Genomic DNA, 17,398 nt, shown 5'->3' on the forward strand with positions numbered 1-17,398 from the left:
TTCTCCAGTAACGATTACTTCTTGTTGATGATCGCCTCAGCGACGTTCTTGGGCGCTTCGGAATAATGCTTGAATTCCATCGAGTAGGTGGCGCGCCCCTGTGACAGGGAGCGCACCGAGGTCGAATAGCCGAACATCTCTGAGAGGGGAACCTCGGCCTTGATCAGCTTGATGCCGCCGACCTGGTCCTCCATACCCTGGACGATCCCGCGACGGGACGAAAGGTCGCCCATGACATTACCCATATATTCCTCGGGCGTTTCCACTTCAACCGCCATCATCGGCTCGAGCAGCGTCGGACTGGCCTTGCGCATACCTTCCTTGAACGCCGTCGCGGCGGCCATGCGGAAGGCGTTTTCGTTGGAGTCAACGTCGTGGTACGAACCATCGTAGAGGGTGAACTTGATATCGACAACCGGGAAACCCGCCAGCACACCACTGCTGATCGCGTCCTGAAGACCCTTGTCAACCGCCGGAATGTATTCACGAGGCACCACGCCACCCTTGATGGCATCGACGAACTCGTAGCCCTTGCCGGCCTCGTTCGGCTCGATCTTGAGCCAGACATGACCGAACTGACCCCGACCACCCGATTGCTTGACGAACTTGCCCTCCTGCTCAACCGCCTTCTTGATGCATTCACGATAAGCCACTTGCGGCGCACCAACGGTAGCTTCGACATTGAATTCGCGACGCATGCGGTCAACGAGGATTTCAAGGTGTAATTCACCCATGCCGGAGATAATGGTCTGACCGGACTCCTCATCAGTACGCACGCGAAATGATGGATCCTCCTGAGCAAGACGCCCAAGCGCGATGCCCATCTTTTCCTGATCAACCTTGGTCTTCGGCTCGACGGCAACGTGAATGACCGGCTCCGGGAAGACCATGCGTTCAAGGGTAATAACCTTGGCCGGGTCACAAAGCGTATCGCCGGTCGTCGCTTCCTTCAGGCCTACGGCAGCCGCGATGTCCCCGGCAAACACTTCCTTGATCTCTACGCGCTGGTTTGCATGCATCTGCAGGATGCGACCGAGGCGCTCCTTGCGACCCTTGATCGGGTTGTACACCGAATCGCCGGAATTGATGACGCCAGAATACACCCTGAAGAAAATCAACTGGCCGACAAAGGGATCGGTCATGATCTTGAAAGCCAGGGCCGAGAAGGCCTCGTCGTCGGCAGCACGACGCTCGCCTTGGCTCTCGTTTTCGAGAATGCCGGTAACCGGGGGAATATCGACGGGCGACGGCATGAGCTCGATCACGGCATCAAGCATCTTCTGCACGCCCTTGTTCTTGAAGGCCGTTCCGCACAACGTAGGCTGAATCTCGCAATTGATCGTGCGCGTACGCAAGCCGAGGAGAATGTCTGTCTCGGAAAGATCGCCCTCATCCAGATAGCGGTTCATCAGATCCTCGGTCGCCTCGGCAGCCGCCTCGACCATCTGCTCGCGCCAGGTCCTGGCCTCGTCAAGAAGGTTTGCCGGGATCTCCCGAGCATCGTACTTCATCCCCTGTGACGCCTCATCCCAGTAGATCGCCTTCATGCGAATCAGGTCGACGACGCCCTCGAACAGATCTTCGGCGCCTATGGGAATGACGACCGGGATCGGGTTGGCCTTCAGGCGCAGCTTCATCTGCTCGACGACCTTGAAGAAGTTGGCGCCCGAACGATCCATCTTGTTAACGAAGGCCAAGCGCGGCACACCATATTTGTTGGCCTGACGCCAGACGGTCTCCGACTGTGGCTGAACGCCACCCACGGCACAGTACACCATGCACGCGCCATCCAGAACACGCATGGAGCGCTCAACCTCAATGGTGAAATCCACGTGCCCCGGGGTATCGATGATATTGATTCGATGCTCAGGAAACTGGCGGTCCATGCCACTCCAGAAGCAGGTAGTCGCGGCGGACGTGATCGTGATACCACGCTCTTGCTCCTGCTCCATCCAGTCCATGGTGGCAGCGCCATCATGAACTTCACCGATCTTGTGGTTAACACCGGTGTAGTAGAGGATGCGCTCGGTTGTTGTAGTCTTGCCAGCGTCGATGTGGGCGCTTATACCGATGTTGCGGTAGCGCTCGATTGGGGTTTTTCGTGCCACGATGGATACCTTCGATGAAAGGACGAATTGGTTCTGACGCCTCTTGAGCGTTAGAAGCGGAAGTGGGCAAAAGCCTTGTTGGCCTCGGCCATACGGTGCACTTCATCACGCTTCTTGACGGCACCACCGCGGCTCTCGGCCGCTTCCATCATCTCGGCGGCCAGACGTTGGCCCATTGACTTCTCGGAGCGCTTGCGGGCCGACTCACGCAACCAGCGCATGGCGAGTGCCGCACGACGGGCGGGACGCACCTCGACCGGCACTTGATAGTTGGCGCCGCCGACCCTGCGGGACTTGACCTCGACCATTGGCTTCACGTTGCCCATAGCGGACATGAAGACCTCCAGCGGATCCTTGCCGCCCTTAGCGGAAATGATGTCGAACGCACCATAAACGATGCGCTCGGCAACCGACTTCTTGCCGCTCTGCATGATGGCGTTGATGAACTTGGAGACTTCGACATTGCCGAACTTGGGATCCGGCAGAATGTCGCGCTTGGGTACTTCACGACGACGGGGCATGCTTACCTCACTTGATTACCATTCAGTCGAAAAGCCGGGATTGGCGTAGCCCACCCGGCCCTCACGGCCACCCATAGGAGTGACCACTTACTCAAGCCACAAAAAATCAGGCGGCCTTCGGACGCTTGGCCCCGTATTTGGACCGGGACTGCTTGCGATTCTTGACGCCCTGCGTATCAAGGGAGCCACGTACAGTGTGATAGCGGACGCCCGGTAGGTCCTTGACACGGCCACCACGAATCAGAACGACGGAGTGTTCCTGCAGATTGTGGCCTTCACCGCCAATATAGGAGATGACTTCGAAGCCGTTCGTCAAACGAACCTTGCAGACCTTGCGCAAGGCTGAGTTCGGCTTCTTCGGGGTGGTAGTGTAGACGCGGGTACACACTCCACGCTTTTGTGGACAGCGCCCCAGAGCAGGGACCTTGCTGCTGGTGACCTCGGCGAGACGTGGCTTGCGCACCAACTGGTTGATGGTCGGCATATAAGACTTCCTTCGGCGGCCGGGCCCCAAAATACTTGGCACACGACGGCAATTTTGTTATCCAAGACAGGAGCATTGATTAGCCCCTACCGACAAAAACCGAGGATTCTATGGTCGATCCCCCCCAATGTCAACGTTACCGGGGGAGTGCCCATCCTCAGGACGACTGGCCGGCTTCCAGAAGATCCAATTCACCAACTGCCGCCTCCAGACCCTGACCGCCAGCGAGATCCTCGCCCGCCAACTGCGCCTTGCGGCTGCGGTGGTAGGCCAGACCGGTGCCGGAGGGTATGAGACGCCCGACGATGACATTTTCCTTGAGCCCGCGCAGTTCGTCGCGCTTACCCATGATTGCGGCTTCGGTCAGAACGCGGGTGGTTTCCTGGAAAGAGGCCGCAGAGATGAAGGAATCGGTTGACAAGGATGCCTTCGTAATCCCCAGTAGCATGTGATCAAAGATTGCCGGCAACCTGCCTTCGGCAAGTACCCGGTCGTTTTCGGCAAGCAGTTCGGCGCGTTCCACTTGCTCGGACTTGATAAAGCGTGTGTCACCCGGGTCGACAATGGCCACTCGACGCAACATCTGGCGGACGATCACTTCGATATGCTTGTCGTTGATCTTCACACCCTGCAGGCGGTAGACGTCCTGGACCTCGTCAGTGATGTAACGGGCCAGTTCCTCGACACCCTGGAGACGCAGGATGTCGTGGGGATCAGGCAAGCCTTCGACGATTTTCTCGCCCTTGTTCACCACCTGGCCGTCGTGCACCAGCACGTGCTTATCCTTTGAAATCAGGAACTCGTGGGCCTTGCCATCGACATCAGTAATTACCAGACGCTGCTTGCCCTTGGTGTCCTTGCCGAAGCCGATCGTGCCGGTCACCTCGGCCAGCATTGATGGATCCTTCGGGGTGCGCGCCTCGAACAGTTCGGCAACACGGGGCAGGCCACCGGTAATATCACGGGTCTTTGCAGATTCCTGCGGCATGCGTGCCAAGACATCGCCAACGCCAACCTTTTGTCCGTTGAGGACCGAGATAATGGAACCAACCTGGAAGGCGATGGAAACATGAAGGTCGCTACCGGCGATCCTCACCTCCTGAGCGCTATCGTCAAGGAGCTTGACAACCGGGCGCACCCCCTTAATCGCCGCCCTTCCGCCGCGCTTGTGGTCGATGACCACCAAGGTCGATAGGCCGGTCACATCGTCAAACTGCTTGGCCACGGTGACGCCTTCTTCAACGTTCTCGAAGCGAACTGTGCCAGCGTATTCAGTGACGATCGGGCGGGTGTGGGGATCCCAGGTTGCCAGCTTCGTTCCCGGCTTGACCGACTTGCCGTCATCGACGGACAACATCGCTCCGTAGGGAACCTTGTGACGCTCGCGCTCGCGGCCATGATCGTCGGTGACGAGCACTTCACCGGAACGTGAAATCACCACCTTCTCACCCTTGGCGCTGGTAACGTAGCGCATTGTTGCGGTAAACCTCACCGTGCCGGCGGATTTTGCCTCAACCTGCGAGGCCACCGCCGCCCGCGACGCGGCGCCACCCACGTGGAAGGTACGCATGGTGAGCTGGGTACCCGGCTCGCCGATCGACTGGGCGGCAATGACGCCGATCGATTCACCGGCGTTGACCATGCTGCCACGACCCAGATCGCGACCGTAGCACTTGGCGCATAGCCCATAGCGCGTTTCGCAGGTCAGCGGGGTACGAACCCTGACCTCATCGATGCCCAGTTTGTCGATCAGGTCCACCAGATCCTCGTCGAGCATGGTGCCAGCGAAGATCACGGTTTCCTGGGTTTCTGGATCAACCAGGTCTTCACCGGTCACCCGACCGAGAACGCGCTCACGTAGCGGCTCGATTACCTCGCCTCCTTCGACCAGTGCCTTGACGGCATAGCCGTTCGCGGTCCCGCAATCGTCTTCCGTGATGACGAGATCCTGGGTCACGTCTACTAGACGGCGCGTCAGGTAGCCTGAATTCGCGGTCTTTAGTGCCGTATCGGCCAGACCCTTGCGCGCGCCATGGGTCGAAATGAAGTACTGGAGAACGTTCAGGCCTTCGCGGAAGTTCGTCGTGATCGGCGTTTCAATTATCGAGCCATCCGGCTTCGCCATCAGGCCGCGCATGCCGGCCAACTGACGAATCTGGGCAGCGGAACCGCGGGCTCCCGAGTCGGCCATCATGAAGATGGAGTTAAACGAGTCCTGCTTGACCTTCTTGCCATGACGATCGATGGTTTCTTCGTGACCGAGTTCCTCCATCATGACCTTGGCTACTTGATCACCGGTACGGCCCCAGATGTCGACTACTTTATTGTAGCGTTCACCCTGGGTTACCAGACCGTTGGTGTACTGGGTCTCGATCTCCTTGACCTCTGACTCCGCCGCGGCGATGATCTCGTGCTTCTTGGCCGGAACGCGCATATCGTCGGAGCAGAAGGAGATCCCGGCACGCGTCGCCAGCGCATAGCCGTTCTGCATCAGCTTGTCGGCAAAGATGACAGTCTCCTTGAGACCGCAACGGCGGAACGACTCATCGATCAGCTTGGAGATTTCCTTTTTCTTCAGGGCGCGATCTATGAGCTTGAACGGCAGACCCTTGGGCAGAATCTTGGAGAGCAAGGCCCGCCCGGCGGTCGTTTCGACCCGAACCATTTTCTCGTTCCATTCACCGTCGACCGCAGTGGGCTCATATTGCTTCAAACGAATCGAGATCCGCGAGTGAATGCCGAGTTCATTTGCTGCCATCGCCCGTTCGATTTCACCGATGTCAGCGAAATACATCCCTTCGCCCTTACCGTTGATCTTCTCGCGGGTGGCGTAGTAGAGCCCGAGCACGATGTCCTGCGACGGCACGATGATGGGCTGTCCGTTGGCTGGCGACAGCACGTTGTTCGATGCCAGCATCAGGGTACGGGCTTCCATTTGCGCCTCAAGCGACAGCGGCACGTGGACAGCCATCTGGTCACCGTCGAAGTCGGCATTGAAAGCGGCACAGACCAGCGGGTGCAACTGGATCGCCTTGCCTTCGATCAGGGTCGGCTCGAACGCCTGGATGCCCAGACGGTGCAGGGTCGGCGCCCGATTCAGCATGACAGGGTGTTCGCGAATGACATCTTCAAGGATGTCCCAAACGACCGGTTCCTGACCATCGACCATCTTTTTGGCTTGCTTGATAGTTGTGGCGTAACCTAGCACTTCCAGCTTGTGGAAAATGAAAGGTTTGAACAGTTCGAGCGCCATCAGCTTGGGCAGACCGCACTGGTGCAATTTGAGCTGCGGGCCAACCACGATGACCGAGCGGCCAGAATAGTCGACGCGCTTACCCAGCAAGTTCTGACGGAAACGGCCACCCTTGCCCTTGATCATGTCAGCCAGCGATTTCAGCGGACGTTTGTTGGCGCCAGTCATTGCCTTGCCGCGGCGCCCGTTGTCGAGCAGGGAGTCAACCGACTCCTGAAGCATGCGCTTTTCGTTGCGCACAATGATTTCCGGGGCCTTCAACTCGAGCAGACGCTTCAGACGGTTGTTACGGTTGATGACGCGACGATAAAGATCGTTCAAGTCAGAAGTTGCGAACCGGCCGCCATCAAGCGGGACCAGCGGACGCAGGTCCGGCGGCAACACCGGCAGAACCTCAAGGATCATCCAGTCCGGTTTGATGCCGGATTTCAGGAAACCTTCAAGGATTTTCAGGCGCTTAGCCAGCTTCTTGCTTTTGATTTCGGAAGTAGTGACACTGAGTTCGGAGCGTAGCGATTCGACCTCGCTGTTGAGATCGAGTTTGCGCAGCAGGTCACGAATCCCCTCGGCACCCATGAAAGCCTCGAACTCGTCACCATGCTCTTCCATCATTTCCAGATACTGGTCTTCGGTCAGCAACTGGCCGCGTTGGAGATTGCTGACCATGCCGGGGTCGGTCACCACATAGGCTTCGAAATAAAGCACACGCTCGATATCGCGGAGCGTCATGTCGAGCACCATACCAAGGCGTGACGGCAGCGACTTGAGGAACCAGATGTGTGCGGTCGGTGAAGCCAGTTCGATATGGCCCATGCGGTCACGACGAACCTTGGCGAGCGTCACTTCGACGCCGCACTTTTCACAGATCACGCCGCGGTGCTTGAGGCGCTTATATTTGCCGCACAGGCACTCGTAATCCTTGATCGGACCGAAGATCTTGGCGCAGAAGAGGCCATCGCGCTCCGGCTTGAAAGTGCGGTAGTTGATGGTTTCGGGCTTCTTGACTTCGCCAAAGGACCAGGAACGGATCTTGTCGGGCGAGGCCAGACCAATGGTAATCGCGTCGAATTCTTCCTCGGCGGTTACCTGCTTGAACAGATCGAGCAATGCTTTCATCGTTTAACTCCTAAGCCCTGAATCAGTAACGTTCCAGATCGATGTCGATCGCCAGCGAACGGATTTCCTTGACCAGCACGTTGAAGGATTCCGGCATGCCGGCATCGATACGGTGCTCGCCCTTGACGATGTTTTCGTACACTTTGGTACGGCCATTCACGTCGTCGGACTTCACGGTCAGCATTTCCTGCAGCACATAGGCCGCGCCGTAAGCTTCCAGCGCCCACACTTCCATTTCGCCGAAACGCTGGCCGCCGAACTGCGCCTTGCCGCCCAGCGGCTGCTGGGTAACCAGCGAGTATGGGCCGGTCGAACGGGCGTGCATCTTGTCGTCAACCAGGTGATGCAGCTTCAGGAAGTGCATGTAGCCGACTGTGACCTGACGCTCGAAAGCTTCGCCGGTACGACCATCGAACAGGGTCATCTGGCCAGAGGACGGCATACCGGCGAGCGCCAGCATGGCCTTGATTTCCTCCTCTTTGGCACCGTCGAAAACCGGGGTTGCGAACGGTACGCCATCCTCAAGGTTCCTGGCCAATTCGATGATTTCGCCATCGTTGAGTTCATCCAGACTCTCTCTCCTGCCCTTGGAATTGTAGACTTGGTCTAGGAATCCGCGAACCTCCCTGGCGTTGGCATCCGCGCGCAACATGGCGCCGATCTTCTGGCCAATGCCCTTGGCGGCAAGGCCGAGGTGAACCTCCAGGATCTGGCCGACGTTCATCCGCGATGGAACGCCGAGCGGGTTCAGCACGATGTCGACCGGATTGCCGTCTTCCATGTATGGCATATCTTCCACGGGCAAGATACGCGATACCACACCCTTGTTGCCGTGACGGCCAGCCATCTTGTCACCGGGCTGCAGGCGACGCTTGACTGCGACATAGACCTTGACCATCTTCTGCACACCCGGCGGCAACTCGTCGCCCTGGGTCAATTTCTTGCGCTTGGCCTCGAAAGCGAGATCGAAGTTCTTGCGCGCCTGCTCGAGACCATCCTTGACCTGCTCCAACTGGAGAGCGGCGTCATCCTCGGACAGCCGAATGTCGAACCAGTGATGCGGATCCATGCTGTCAAGATACGCCTGATCGATGATCGATCCCTTGGCCAGCTTTTTCGGTCCACCATTGGCCTTCTTTCCGGTCAGCAAACGGCCGACACGAGCAAAGGCGTCGCCTTCGACAATACGCATCTGATCCGCGAGATCCAGCTTGTAGTGACGCAGGTGCTCGTCGATGATGGACTTGGCGCGGCTGTCACGCTCGATACCCTCCCGCGTGAAGACCTGAACATCGATGACGGTACCGGCAATGCCCGACGGTACGCGCAGCGATGTATCCTTAACGTCTGAAGCCTTTTCACCGAAGATGGCACGCAGAAGCTTCTCTTCCGGCGTCAGCTGGGTTTCGCCCTTGGGCGTGACCTTGCCGACCAGAACGTCACCCGCCTGAACCTCGGCTCCGATATAGACGATGCCTGCATCATCAAGGCGGGAGAGTTGTGCTTCACCCAGCGATGCGATATCGCGGGTAATTTCCTCAGGGCCGAGTTTGGTATCGCGCGCCACGACCGTCAGTTCCTCGATGTGGATCGAGGTATAGCGATCTTCGGCAACGACACGTTCAGAGATCAGGATCGAATCCTCGAAGTTGTAGCCGTTCCAGGGCATGAAGGCAATCAGCATGTTCTGGCCAAGGGCAAGTTCGCCCTTGTCAGTTGATGCACCGTCGGCCACCACATCGCCGCATGCGATCAGGTCGCCGACTCGGACGAGAGGCCGCTGGTTGATATTGGTGTTCTGGTTGGAACGCGTGTATTTAACGAGGTTGTAGATATCGACACCAACTTCGCCGACCACCGTTTCATCGTCATTGACGCGAACCACGACCCGTGCTGCATCCACATAATCCACCCGACCGCCGCGGCGCGCGACAACCGCGGTGCCGGAGTCAACGGCAACGGTTCGCTCGATGCCGGTACCCACCAGTGCTTTTTCCGGACGCAGGCAGGGTACGGCCTGACGCTGCATGTTGGCGCCCATCAGGGCGCGGTTTGCATCGTCATGTTCAAGGAACGGGATCAGAGATGCAGCGACAGAAACGATCTGGCTCGGCGCCACGTCCATGTACTGAACTCGGGACGGTTCGGCGAGGATGGTTTCGCCCTTTTCACGGCAGGTCACGAGGTCGTCGGAAAGACGGCCATCCTTGTCGAGCGAGGCGTTGGCCTGAGCGACGACATAGTTACCCTCCTCGATAGCCGAGAGATATTCGATCTCGTTGGTAACCTTGGAGTCGACCGCCTTGCGATAGGGAGTTTCGATGAACCCGTAATCATTGACCCGGGCGAACAGAGCCAACGAATTTATCAGTCCGATGTTCGGGCCTTCCGGCGTTTCAATCGGGCATACACGACCATAGTGAGTCGGATGCACGTCGCGCACTTCAAAACCCGCACGCTCGCGGGTCAGACCACCAGGGCCGAGGGCGGAAACGCGGCGCTTGTGGGTAATCTCGGAAAGCGGGTTGGTCTGGTCCATGAACTGCGACAACTGGCTGGAACCGAAAAACTCCTTGATTGCGGCACTGATGGGCTTGGCGTTGATCAGGTCATGCGGCATCAGGTTGTCGGACTCAGCCTGCGACAGGCGTTCCTTGACCGCGCGCTCGACGCGAACGAGACCAGCGCGAAACTGATTCTCGGCCAGTTCGCCTACCGAACGGACACGGCGATTGCCGAGGTGATCGATGTCGTCGATGTCCCCACGGCCATTACGCAGTTCGACGAGAATCTTGATTACATCCACTATGTCACGTGGCGACAGGGTCAGTTGCTCGCGAGACTCGACGTTGGCACCCAGCGGCCTGACCTTTGCGGCAATCATCTCGGCATCGGCAAGTTGCAGGTTTTCCGACAGCGCGCGTGGCCCGAAGGGGAGACCGCTCACCAGGTCCTGAATCACGGCGAGTGGGAAGCCACTTCCTTCCGCGAGGTTCTTCAATGCAGCTTCAGCCTTGGAAGCCAGGCTCCTGATCATCACTTTGTGTTCAATTACGTTGGTGCGACCGAGGCGGCGGTTGAACTTCATCCGGCCGACGCCGGAGAGATCATAACGATCGTCAGAGTAGAACAGCCCGTTGAAGAGGATCTCCACAGCCTCTTCCGTCGGCGGCTCACCGGGGCGCATCATGCGGTAAATGGCAATGCGGGCAGCCTGACGGGATACTGTTTCGTCGGCGCGCAAGGTGCTGGAAATGAATGCACCGCGATCAAGTTCGTTGGTGTAGAGGGTTTCGACCGTTTCGATACCAGCCTTCCGCAAATCGACGAGCAGGGCCTCGGTGATTTCGGCGTTGGCATTGGCGACGAATTCTCCGGTTTCCTTGTCGACGATGTTCCTGGCGACGACACGGCCGAGAATGAAATCCTCGGGAACGATGATCTGGCTCAATGATGCACTGGCGATATCACGAACATGCTTGGCCGTGATCCGCTTGTCCTTGGAAACGATGACCTTACCATCGGGTGCGACGAAGTCAAAACGCGCCACTTCGCCTCGGAGACGGTCGGGCACCAGCGCGAACTCGACCATGTCCTTGGTCAGCCGGAAAGTGTCGAAGTCAAAGAAATGCGCAAGGATTTCCTCGGATGACATGCCAATCGCCTTGAGCAAGGTCGTTACAGGCATCTTGCGCCGACGGTCGACGCGGAAGAAGAGGATATCCTTCGGATCGAACTCGAAATCGAGCCACGAACCGCGGTAAGGAATGATACGCGCCGAGAACAGCAGCTTGCCGGAACTGTGCGTCTTGCCCCGGTCGTGCTCGAAGAAAACACCTGGCGAACGATGCAACTGGGAAACGATGACGCGCTCGGTGCCGTTGATGACGAAAGAACCGTTGGTCGTCATGAGCGGGATTTCACCCATATAGACTTCCTGCTCCTTGACTTCCTTCACAGTATCCGGTGCTTCACGATCCATGATCACCAGCCTGACCCGCGCGCGTAGCGACGATGCGAACGTCAGCCCGCGTTGCTGGCACTCGCTCACATCGAAAGCCGGCGCGCCGAGCATGTAGCTGACGAATTCGAGGCGCGCATTGCCAGAATGGGAGATGATGGGGAAAATCGAGGTAAACGCAGCCTGCAAGCCCTCGTTCTTGCGCTTGCCTGGTGTCGCTTCGGCTTGCAGGAAGGCCATAAAGGATTCAAGCTGGGTGGCAAGCAGAAACGGAACGTCAAGCACGCTGGCGCGCTTGGCGAAGCTCTTGCGGATGCGCTTCTTCTCGGTGAAGGAGTAAGTCATGGTAACTCCGTGAGGATAAAGTCAAACATGAAACCTGTGGAAACAGGCAAACGCAAACGGCCTCTCCTTCCGGGAAGGGAAGGAAAAAGCAGCGTTTGCATTTGCCGGCTGGCGTAACTCAAGTTTGTCTTTTTTGGTTGATTCAACCTGCAATACACGCACAAAAGGGCTGACGGCACCAGCCGCCAGCCTGTCCAACAAGAGTCGACTACTTGATCTCGACCTTGGCGCCGGCGTCTCCCAGTTGCTTCAGGAGGGCTTCTGCCTCAGCCTTGGAAATGCTTTCCTTAACCGCCTTCGGCGCGCTGTCCACCAGATCCTTGGCTTCCTTGAGGCCCAAGCCGGTAACGGCACGTACAACCTTGATGACTTCGACCTTCTTGTCACCGGCCGCATTGAGCATGACGGTAAACTCGGTCTGCTCCTCAACCACGGGAGCAACTGCGGCGCCAGCGCCGGCGCCAGCGAAGGATGCGGCGGAAACGCCAAATTTCTCTTCGAACGCCTTCACGAGGTCATTCAGTTCCATAACAGTCATGGAGCCAACGGCTTCCAGGATATCGTCTTTGCTAATTGCCATTTCAGAAAACTCCTAATTCAGTTCTTAAACGCGGGGATCAAGCAGGGGCTTCTTCGCGCTGCTGAGCCAGTGCGGCCAGGCACACGGCAAAGCCGGACACCGGAGCCTGCATCACACCCAACAGCCTGGCGAGCAACTCGTCGCGGCTCGGGATGGAGGCGAGCGCCTCCACACCGGCTTTGTCGAGCACCTTGCCTGCGAAGGAACCTGCCTTCAGCACAAGCTTGTCGTTAGTCTTGGCGAAGTCGTTGAGGACTCTCGCCGCTGCCACCGGGTCGGCCGACACGCTGTAGATCAGCGGTCCGACCATGTGATCGGCCAGACTGGCAAACGGCGTACCAGCAATGGCGCGACGCACCAGAGTGTTCTTCATCACACGCAGATATACGCCAGACTCGCGCGCCTTCTTGCGCAGCACGGTGAGATGTCCCACCTTGATGCCGCGATATTCGGCAATCGCGATTGTCTGGGCGTTGGCTACTTGCTCCGCAACCTCGTCCACGACAGCTTTCTTGTCGTTCAGATTGAGACCCACAGGCCCTTCCTCCTTTCAAGTCATAACACGACGGGAGAAATTCCCGCCGCACCCACGGCGACCTGAACCAGAAGCCATGCCAACCGCTTCCGGTCAGCAGAAAATCTTGTTCTGGGACACCGTCTGCGCAGGTTGCTTTCGCGATTGAGACCCCTGCGGGTCGCCTGCGGTCTTTGACGATCCACCGGTCTCCGTCGAAACGGGGATCGGCGGCCCAAAGTTCCTAATTAGTTAGCCAGAGTGGCCTGATCGACGCGAACACCAGGACCCATAGTGGCGGCAACCGCGATCTTGCGCAGGTACTGTCCCTTGGAGGTGGCCGGTTTGGCCTTGGTCAGCGCATCGATCAGCGCCTTAAGGTTGGATTCGAGACTGTCGACCGGGAATGAGGCACGGCCGATCGTTGCATGCACGATGCCACCCTTGTCCGTGCGGTACTGGACCTGGCCAGCCTTGGCGTTGGCAACCGCTGTCGTCACGTCCATCGTCACGGTGCCCACTTTCGGGTTCGGCATAAGGCCACGCGGTCCGAGTATCTGCCCAAGTTGGCCGACGACCTTCATCGCATCCGGAGTGGCGATGACGATGTCGAAATTGAGGTTACCCGCCTTGACCTCAGCGGCCAGGTCGTCAAAACCAACAACGTCCGCGCCTGCCGCCCTGGCGGCTTCGGCCTTGTCACCTTGTGCAAAGACCGCGACACGAACCGACTTGCCGGTACCAGCCGGCAGCACGACAGAACCGCGAACCGTCTGATCGGATTTGCGTGGATCGACACCGAGGTTGACCGCGACATCGATCGATTCATCGAACTTGGCAGTTGCCGATTCCTTGGCCAGCGCCAGCGCTTCCTTTAACGGGTAGAACTTCTGTAGAACGATCTTGCCCTGCAGCGCCTTCTGTTTCTTGCTTAGTTTGGCCATGTTCAGAATCCCTCCACCGTGATACCCATCGAACGGGCGGTACCGGCAATGGTACGAACCGCTGCATCCATGTCAGCCGCAGTCAGGTCCGGCATTTTCGTGGTGGCGATCTCTTCAGCCTGAGCGCGGGTGATGCTACCAACCTTGTTGGTATGCGGCTTGGCGGAACCGGACTTGATGCCGACCGCCTTCTTGATCAGAATTGTTGCCGGGGGTGTCTTCATCACGAAGGTGAAAGACTTGTCGGCAAAGGCGGTGATCACCACCGGAATCGGCAACCCAGGCTCCAAACCCTGAGTCTGGGCGTTGAATGTCTTACAGAATTCCATTATGTTCAAACCGCGCTGGCCCAGCGCCGGGCCGATCGGTGGCGACGGATTCGCCTTACCGGCAGGAACCTGCAGCTTGATGTAGCCAATAATTTTCTTGGCCATGATTGCTCCTTGGATGATGAGTGCTGACGCGCCTTCGGCTTGCGCCTACCAACGCTCCTCTTGCCGGACTATTGAAGGGCGGTCGGCGAACCCTTTAAACCTTTTTCATTGCCACTCAGGCCTTTTCGACCTGCGAAAACTCCAGTTCGACCGGCGTTGCCCGCCCGAAAATCGTTACCGCCACGCGCAGGCGGTCCTTTTCGTAATTGACGTCCTCGACAGCGCCATGAAAGTCGGCAAACGGGCCTTCCTTGACACGAACCATCTCGCCAACTTCGAACAACACCTTGGGACGGGGCTTGTCCACCCCTTCCTGCACTTGCTGCATGATCTTGTCGATTTCCTTCTGCGGAATGGGCGTTGGCTTGTTTGCAGTACCACCGAGGAAGCCAGTCACCCTGGGCGTGCTCTTGACCAGATGCCAGGAATCGTCATCCATATCCATTTCAACGAGCACGTAGCCAGGAAATAGCTTGCGTTCCGAATTGACTGGCTGCCCGTTCTTCAGTTCACGAACAACCTCGACCGGCACCAGGATCTCACCGAACTTGTCCTGCATACCAAGACGCTCGATGCGTTCCTGAATCGCCCGCATAACGCTTTTCTCAAAGCCGGAATAGGCATGGACGATATACCAGCGTTTGTTCATGATTTCCTCCAGCCCAGCACGAGGTCGTAAAGAATCCACTCAAGGCTCTTGTCAGTCAGATAGAGGAACAGTGCCATGACCACCACAAACGCGAACACGACGCCAGTAGTCTGCATGGTTTCCTTGCGCGTCGGCCAGACAACCTTCTTGGCCTCGATTACGGCTTCGTTTGCAAAAATGAAGAAGCGCTGCCCCGGCCCGGTTTTCCAGGCAACGGCAGCGGCCAGCGCCACCCCTGCGAGTACCGCAAGGACACGCAAAATCATTGCTTGCTCGGAGAGGAGGTAAAAACCAGCCACGCCGGCAGCCAGAATAACCAGCGCCAGCGCAAACTTGATCTTGTCAGCCATGAACTTCGCGATCTTTAAAGAGTGTGGCAGGGGCAGAGGGTGTCGAACCCCCAACCTTCGGTTTTGGAGACCGACGCTCTGCCAATTGAGCTATACCCCTGCTGCAGAGACATCAAAGCGCTTCGGCTTCCCGAAGCGCTCCTATTACTTCGTAGCGCTTCCGTTACACGATGATTTTAGCAACGACGCCGGCGCCGACGGTGCGGCCACCCTCACGGATGGCGAAACGCAGGCCTTCCTCCATGGCGATCGGGTTGATCAGCTTGATGGTCATGGCGATGTTGTCGCCGGGCATCACCATCTCGACGCCTTCCGGCAGGTCGATGGAGCCGGTCACGTCGGTCGTGCGGAAGTAGAACTGCGGACGGTAGCCATTGAAGAACGGGGTGTGACGTCCGCCTTCGTCCTTCGACAGGATGTACACTTCGGAGGTGAAGTGGGTGTGCGGCTTGACCGAACCCGGCTTGCACAGAACCTGACCACGCTCGACGTCTTCACGCTTGGTACCGCGCAGCAGGGCGCCGATGTTGTCGCCGGCCTGGCCTTGGTCAAGGAGCTTCCTGAACATTTCGACGCCGGTGCAGACGGTCTTGATGGTGGGACGGATACCAACGATTTCAATTTCTTCGCCCACCTTGACGACACCGCGTTCGATACGGCCGGTGACCACGGTGCCACGACCGGAGATGGAGAAGACGTCTTCGACGGGCATCAGGAAGGGCCGGTCGATGGCGCGTTCCGGAGTCGGGATGAAGGAATCCAGAGCATCGGCCAGACGGAAAATGGAGGGGACGCCGATTTCGGACTGGTCGCCTTCGAGGGCCTTCAGAGCGGAGCCCTGGATGATTGGGGTGTCGTCGCCGGGGAAGTCGTACTTGGAGAGCAGCTCGCGCAGTTCCATTTCGACGAGTTCGAGGAGTTCGTCGTCGTCGACCATGTCGCACTTGTTCATGTACACGAGGACGTAGGGCACGCCCACCTGACGGGCGAGCAGGATGTGCTCGCGGGTCTGCGGCATCGGGCCGTCGGCGGCGGAGCAGACAAGAATGGCACCGTCCATCTGCGCCGCACCGGTAATCATGTTCTTGATGTAGTCGGCGTGGCCCGGGCAGTCAACGTGAGCGTAGTGACGGTTGGCGGTTTCGTATTCGACGTGGGCGGTGTTGATGGTGATGCCGCGCGCCTTTTCTTCCGGCGCAGCATCGATTTCATCGTATTTCTTGGCCGATCCACCAAACTTCGCAGACAGCACCGTCGTGATCGCAGCCGTCAGCGTGGTCTTGCCATGGTCAACGTGACCAATCGTGCCCACATTCACGTGCGGCTTCGTACGCTCAAATTTTGACTTAGCCATTCAAGTTCCCCAATCATCAATCAAATAAGAAAAAATCCAGATCCCAAGCCTATCGGTGGTGCCCATGAGTAGAATCGAACTACCGACCTCTCCCTTACCAAGGGAGTGCTCTACCACTGAGCTACATGGGCCTACCTAAACACTCCAACCACGCCGCAATGTGGAGCGGGTGAAGGGAATCGAACCCTCGTCTTAAGCTTGGAAGGCTTCGGCTCTACCATTGAGCTACACCCGCTTGACTCTAGCACGCAGCACAGGACGCTACCGCATTCATTCTGGTGGAGGGGGAAGGATTCGAACCTTCGAAGGCAGAGCCGACAGATTTACAGTCTGTTCCCGTTGACCGCTTGGGTACCCCTCCGGAAGAACGCAAGATTATCCTTTGTCAATCCGGAGGTGTCAATACTCAAAACACTCCGAACAAAAAAAAGCCGGCGCGTACCGGCTTTCCGGAAACATACGAAAGTGGATTACTTCTGGGACAGAACCCAGGCAGCCAGCTTGGAAGCCTCTTCCGGCGTGACATTGTTCGGCGGCATCGGGATTTGGCCCCAGACGCCCTTGCCACCGGCCTTGATCTTGACGGCCAGCATCTCCTGAGCCTTGGGATCACCCTTGTACTTGGCGGCAACATCCTTGTATGCCGGACCGACCAGCTTCTTGTCGATGGCGTGGCAGGCCATGCAGTTCTTGGCTTTGGCCAGATCGGCACCTTCATCAGCATAGGCCTGGCCGGCCATCACGATACCAGCGGCTGCCATCATTGCGATATATACAGCTTTCAT

Annotated in this window: 13 protein-coding genes and 4 tRNA genes; all 17 read right to left on the reverse strand. The window is 57.9% G+C overall.

All coding sequences use genetic code 11. The features are described from left to right. Positions 1-14 precede the first annotated feature (14 nt). Entirely contained in the window at positions 15-2,108 is a 2,094-nt protein-coding gene (gene fusA, locus IPP03_10775) for an elongation factor G (protein MBL0353112.1), read from the reverse strand. 50 nt (positions 2,109-2,158) lie between these two features. Further along, on the reverse strand, positions 2,159-2,629 hold the full coding sequence (gene rpsG / locus IPP03_10780) for a 30S ribosomal protein S7 (protein MBL0353113.1): 471 nt from the start codon (positions 2,627-2,629) through the stop codon (positions 2,159-2,161). A 106-nt stretch (positions 2,630-2,735) separates the two neighbouring features. Continuing rightward, positions 2,736-3,113 (reverse strand): 30S ribosomal protein S12, encoded by a 378-nt coding sequence (rpsL, locus tag IPP03_10785; GenBank protein ID MBL0353114.1) that lies wholly within the window; start codon positions 3,111-3,113, stop codon positions 2,736-2,738. Between the two features lie 157 nt (positions 3,114-3,270). Beyond that, the gene (rpoC, locus tag IPP03_10790) at positions 3,271-7,482 is read right to left on the reverse strand and encodes a DNA-directed RNA polymerase subunit beta' (protein MBL0353115.1); all 4,212 of its coding nucleotides are present in this window, start codon (positions 7,480-7,482) and stop codon (positions 3,271-3,273) included. Positions 7,483-7,504: 22 nt separating this feature from the next. After that, positions 7,505-11,788 carry a DNA-directed RNA polymerase subunit beta gene (gene rpoB / locus IPP03_10795; GenBank protein ID MBL0353116.1) on the reverse strand — a complete coding sequence of 1,428 codons (4,284 nt, stop codon included), beginning with the start codon at positions 11,786-11,788 and terminating at the stop codon, positions 7,505-7,507. A gap of 208 nt (positions 11,789-11,996) precedes the next feature. Then, a complete protein-coding gene (rplL, locus tag IPP03_10800) occupies positions 11,997-12,368 on the reverse strand; it encodes a 50S ribosomal protein L7/L12 (protein ID MBL0353117.1) in 372 nt (123 codons plus the stop codon). A 37-nt stretch (positions 12,369-12,405) separates the two neighbouring features. Then, on the reverse strand, positions 12,406-12,903 hold the full coding sequence (gene rplJ / locus IPP03_10805; protein MBL0353118.1) for a 50S ribosomal protein L10: 498 nt from the start codon (positions 12,901-12,903) through the stop codon (positions 12,406-12,408). A gap of 227 nt (positions 12,904-13,130) precedes the next feature. Further along, complete coding sequence (rplA, locus tag IPP03_10810; protein MBL0353119.1) at positions 13,131-13,826, reverse strand: 50S ribosomal protein L1; 696 nt, start codon at positions 13,824-13,826, stop codon at positions 13,131-13,133. A gap of 2 nt (positions 13,827-13,828) precedes the next feature. After that, positions 13,829-14,260, reverse strand: a complete 432-nt coding sequence (gene rplK / locus IPP03_10815) for a 50S ribosomal protein L11 (GenBank protein MBL0353120.1) — start codon at positions 14,258-14,260, stop codon at positions 13,829-13,831. A gap of 115 nt (positions 14,261-14,375) precedes the next feature. Further along, positions 14,376-14,909, reverse strand: a complete 534-nt coding sequence (gene nusG, locus IPP03_10820; GenBank protein ID MBL0353121.1) for a transcription termination/antitermination protein NusG — start codon at positions 14,907-14,909, stop codon at positions 14,376-14,378. Then, complete coding sequence (secE, locus tag IPP03_10825; GenBank protein MBL0353122.1) at positions 14,906-15,259, reverse strand: preprotein translocase subunit SecE; 354 nt, start codon at positions 15,257-15,259, stop codon at positions 14,906-14,908. Before secE ends, nusG begins: the two co-directional genes overlap by 4 nt. Positions 15,260-15,283: 24 nt before the next feature. Next, positions 15,284-15,359: transfer RNA gene (locus IPP03_10830), tRNA-Trp, on the reverse strand. A 63-nt stretch (positions 15,360-15,422) separates the two neighbouring features. Further along, complete coding sequence (tuf, locus tag IPP03_10835; protein MBL0353123.1) at positions 15,423-16,613, reverse strand: elongation factor Tu; 1,191 nt, start codon at positions 16,611-16,613, stop codon at positions 15,423-15,425. A 56-nt stretch (positions 16,614-16,669) separates the two neighbouring features. Further along, positions 16,670-16,744, reverse strand: a tRNA-Thr gene (locus tag IPP03_10840). 30 nt (positions 16,745-16,774) lie between these two features. Then, positions 16,775-16,848: transfer RNA gene (locus IPP03_10845), tRNA-Gly, on the reverse strand. A gap of 41 nt (positions 16,849-16,889) precedes the next feature. Next, positions 16,890-16,974 (reverse strand) — tRNA-Tyr (locus IPP03_10850). A gap of 109 nt (positions 16,975-17,083) precedes the next feature. Then, complete coding sequence (locus tag IPP03_10855; GenBank protein MBL0353124.1) at positions 17,084-17,398, reverse strand: c-type cytochrome; 315 nt, start codon at positions 17,396-17,398, stop codon at positions 17,084-17,086.

Origin of the sequence: Candidatus Dechloromonas phosphoritropha (assembly GCA_016722705.1) — a bacterium.
GTDB classification, from domain to species: Bacteria; Pseudomonadota; Gammaproteobacteria; order Burkholderiales; family Rhodocyclaceae; genus Azonexus; species Azonexus phosphoritrophus.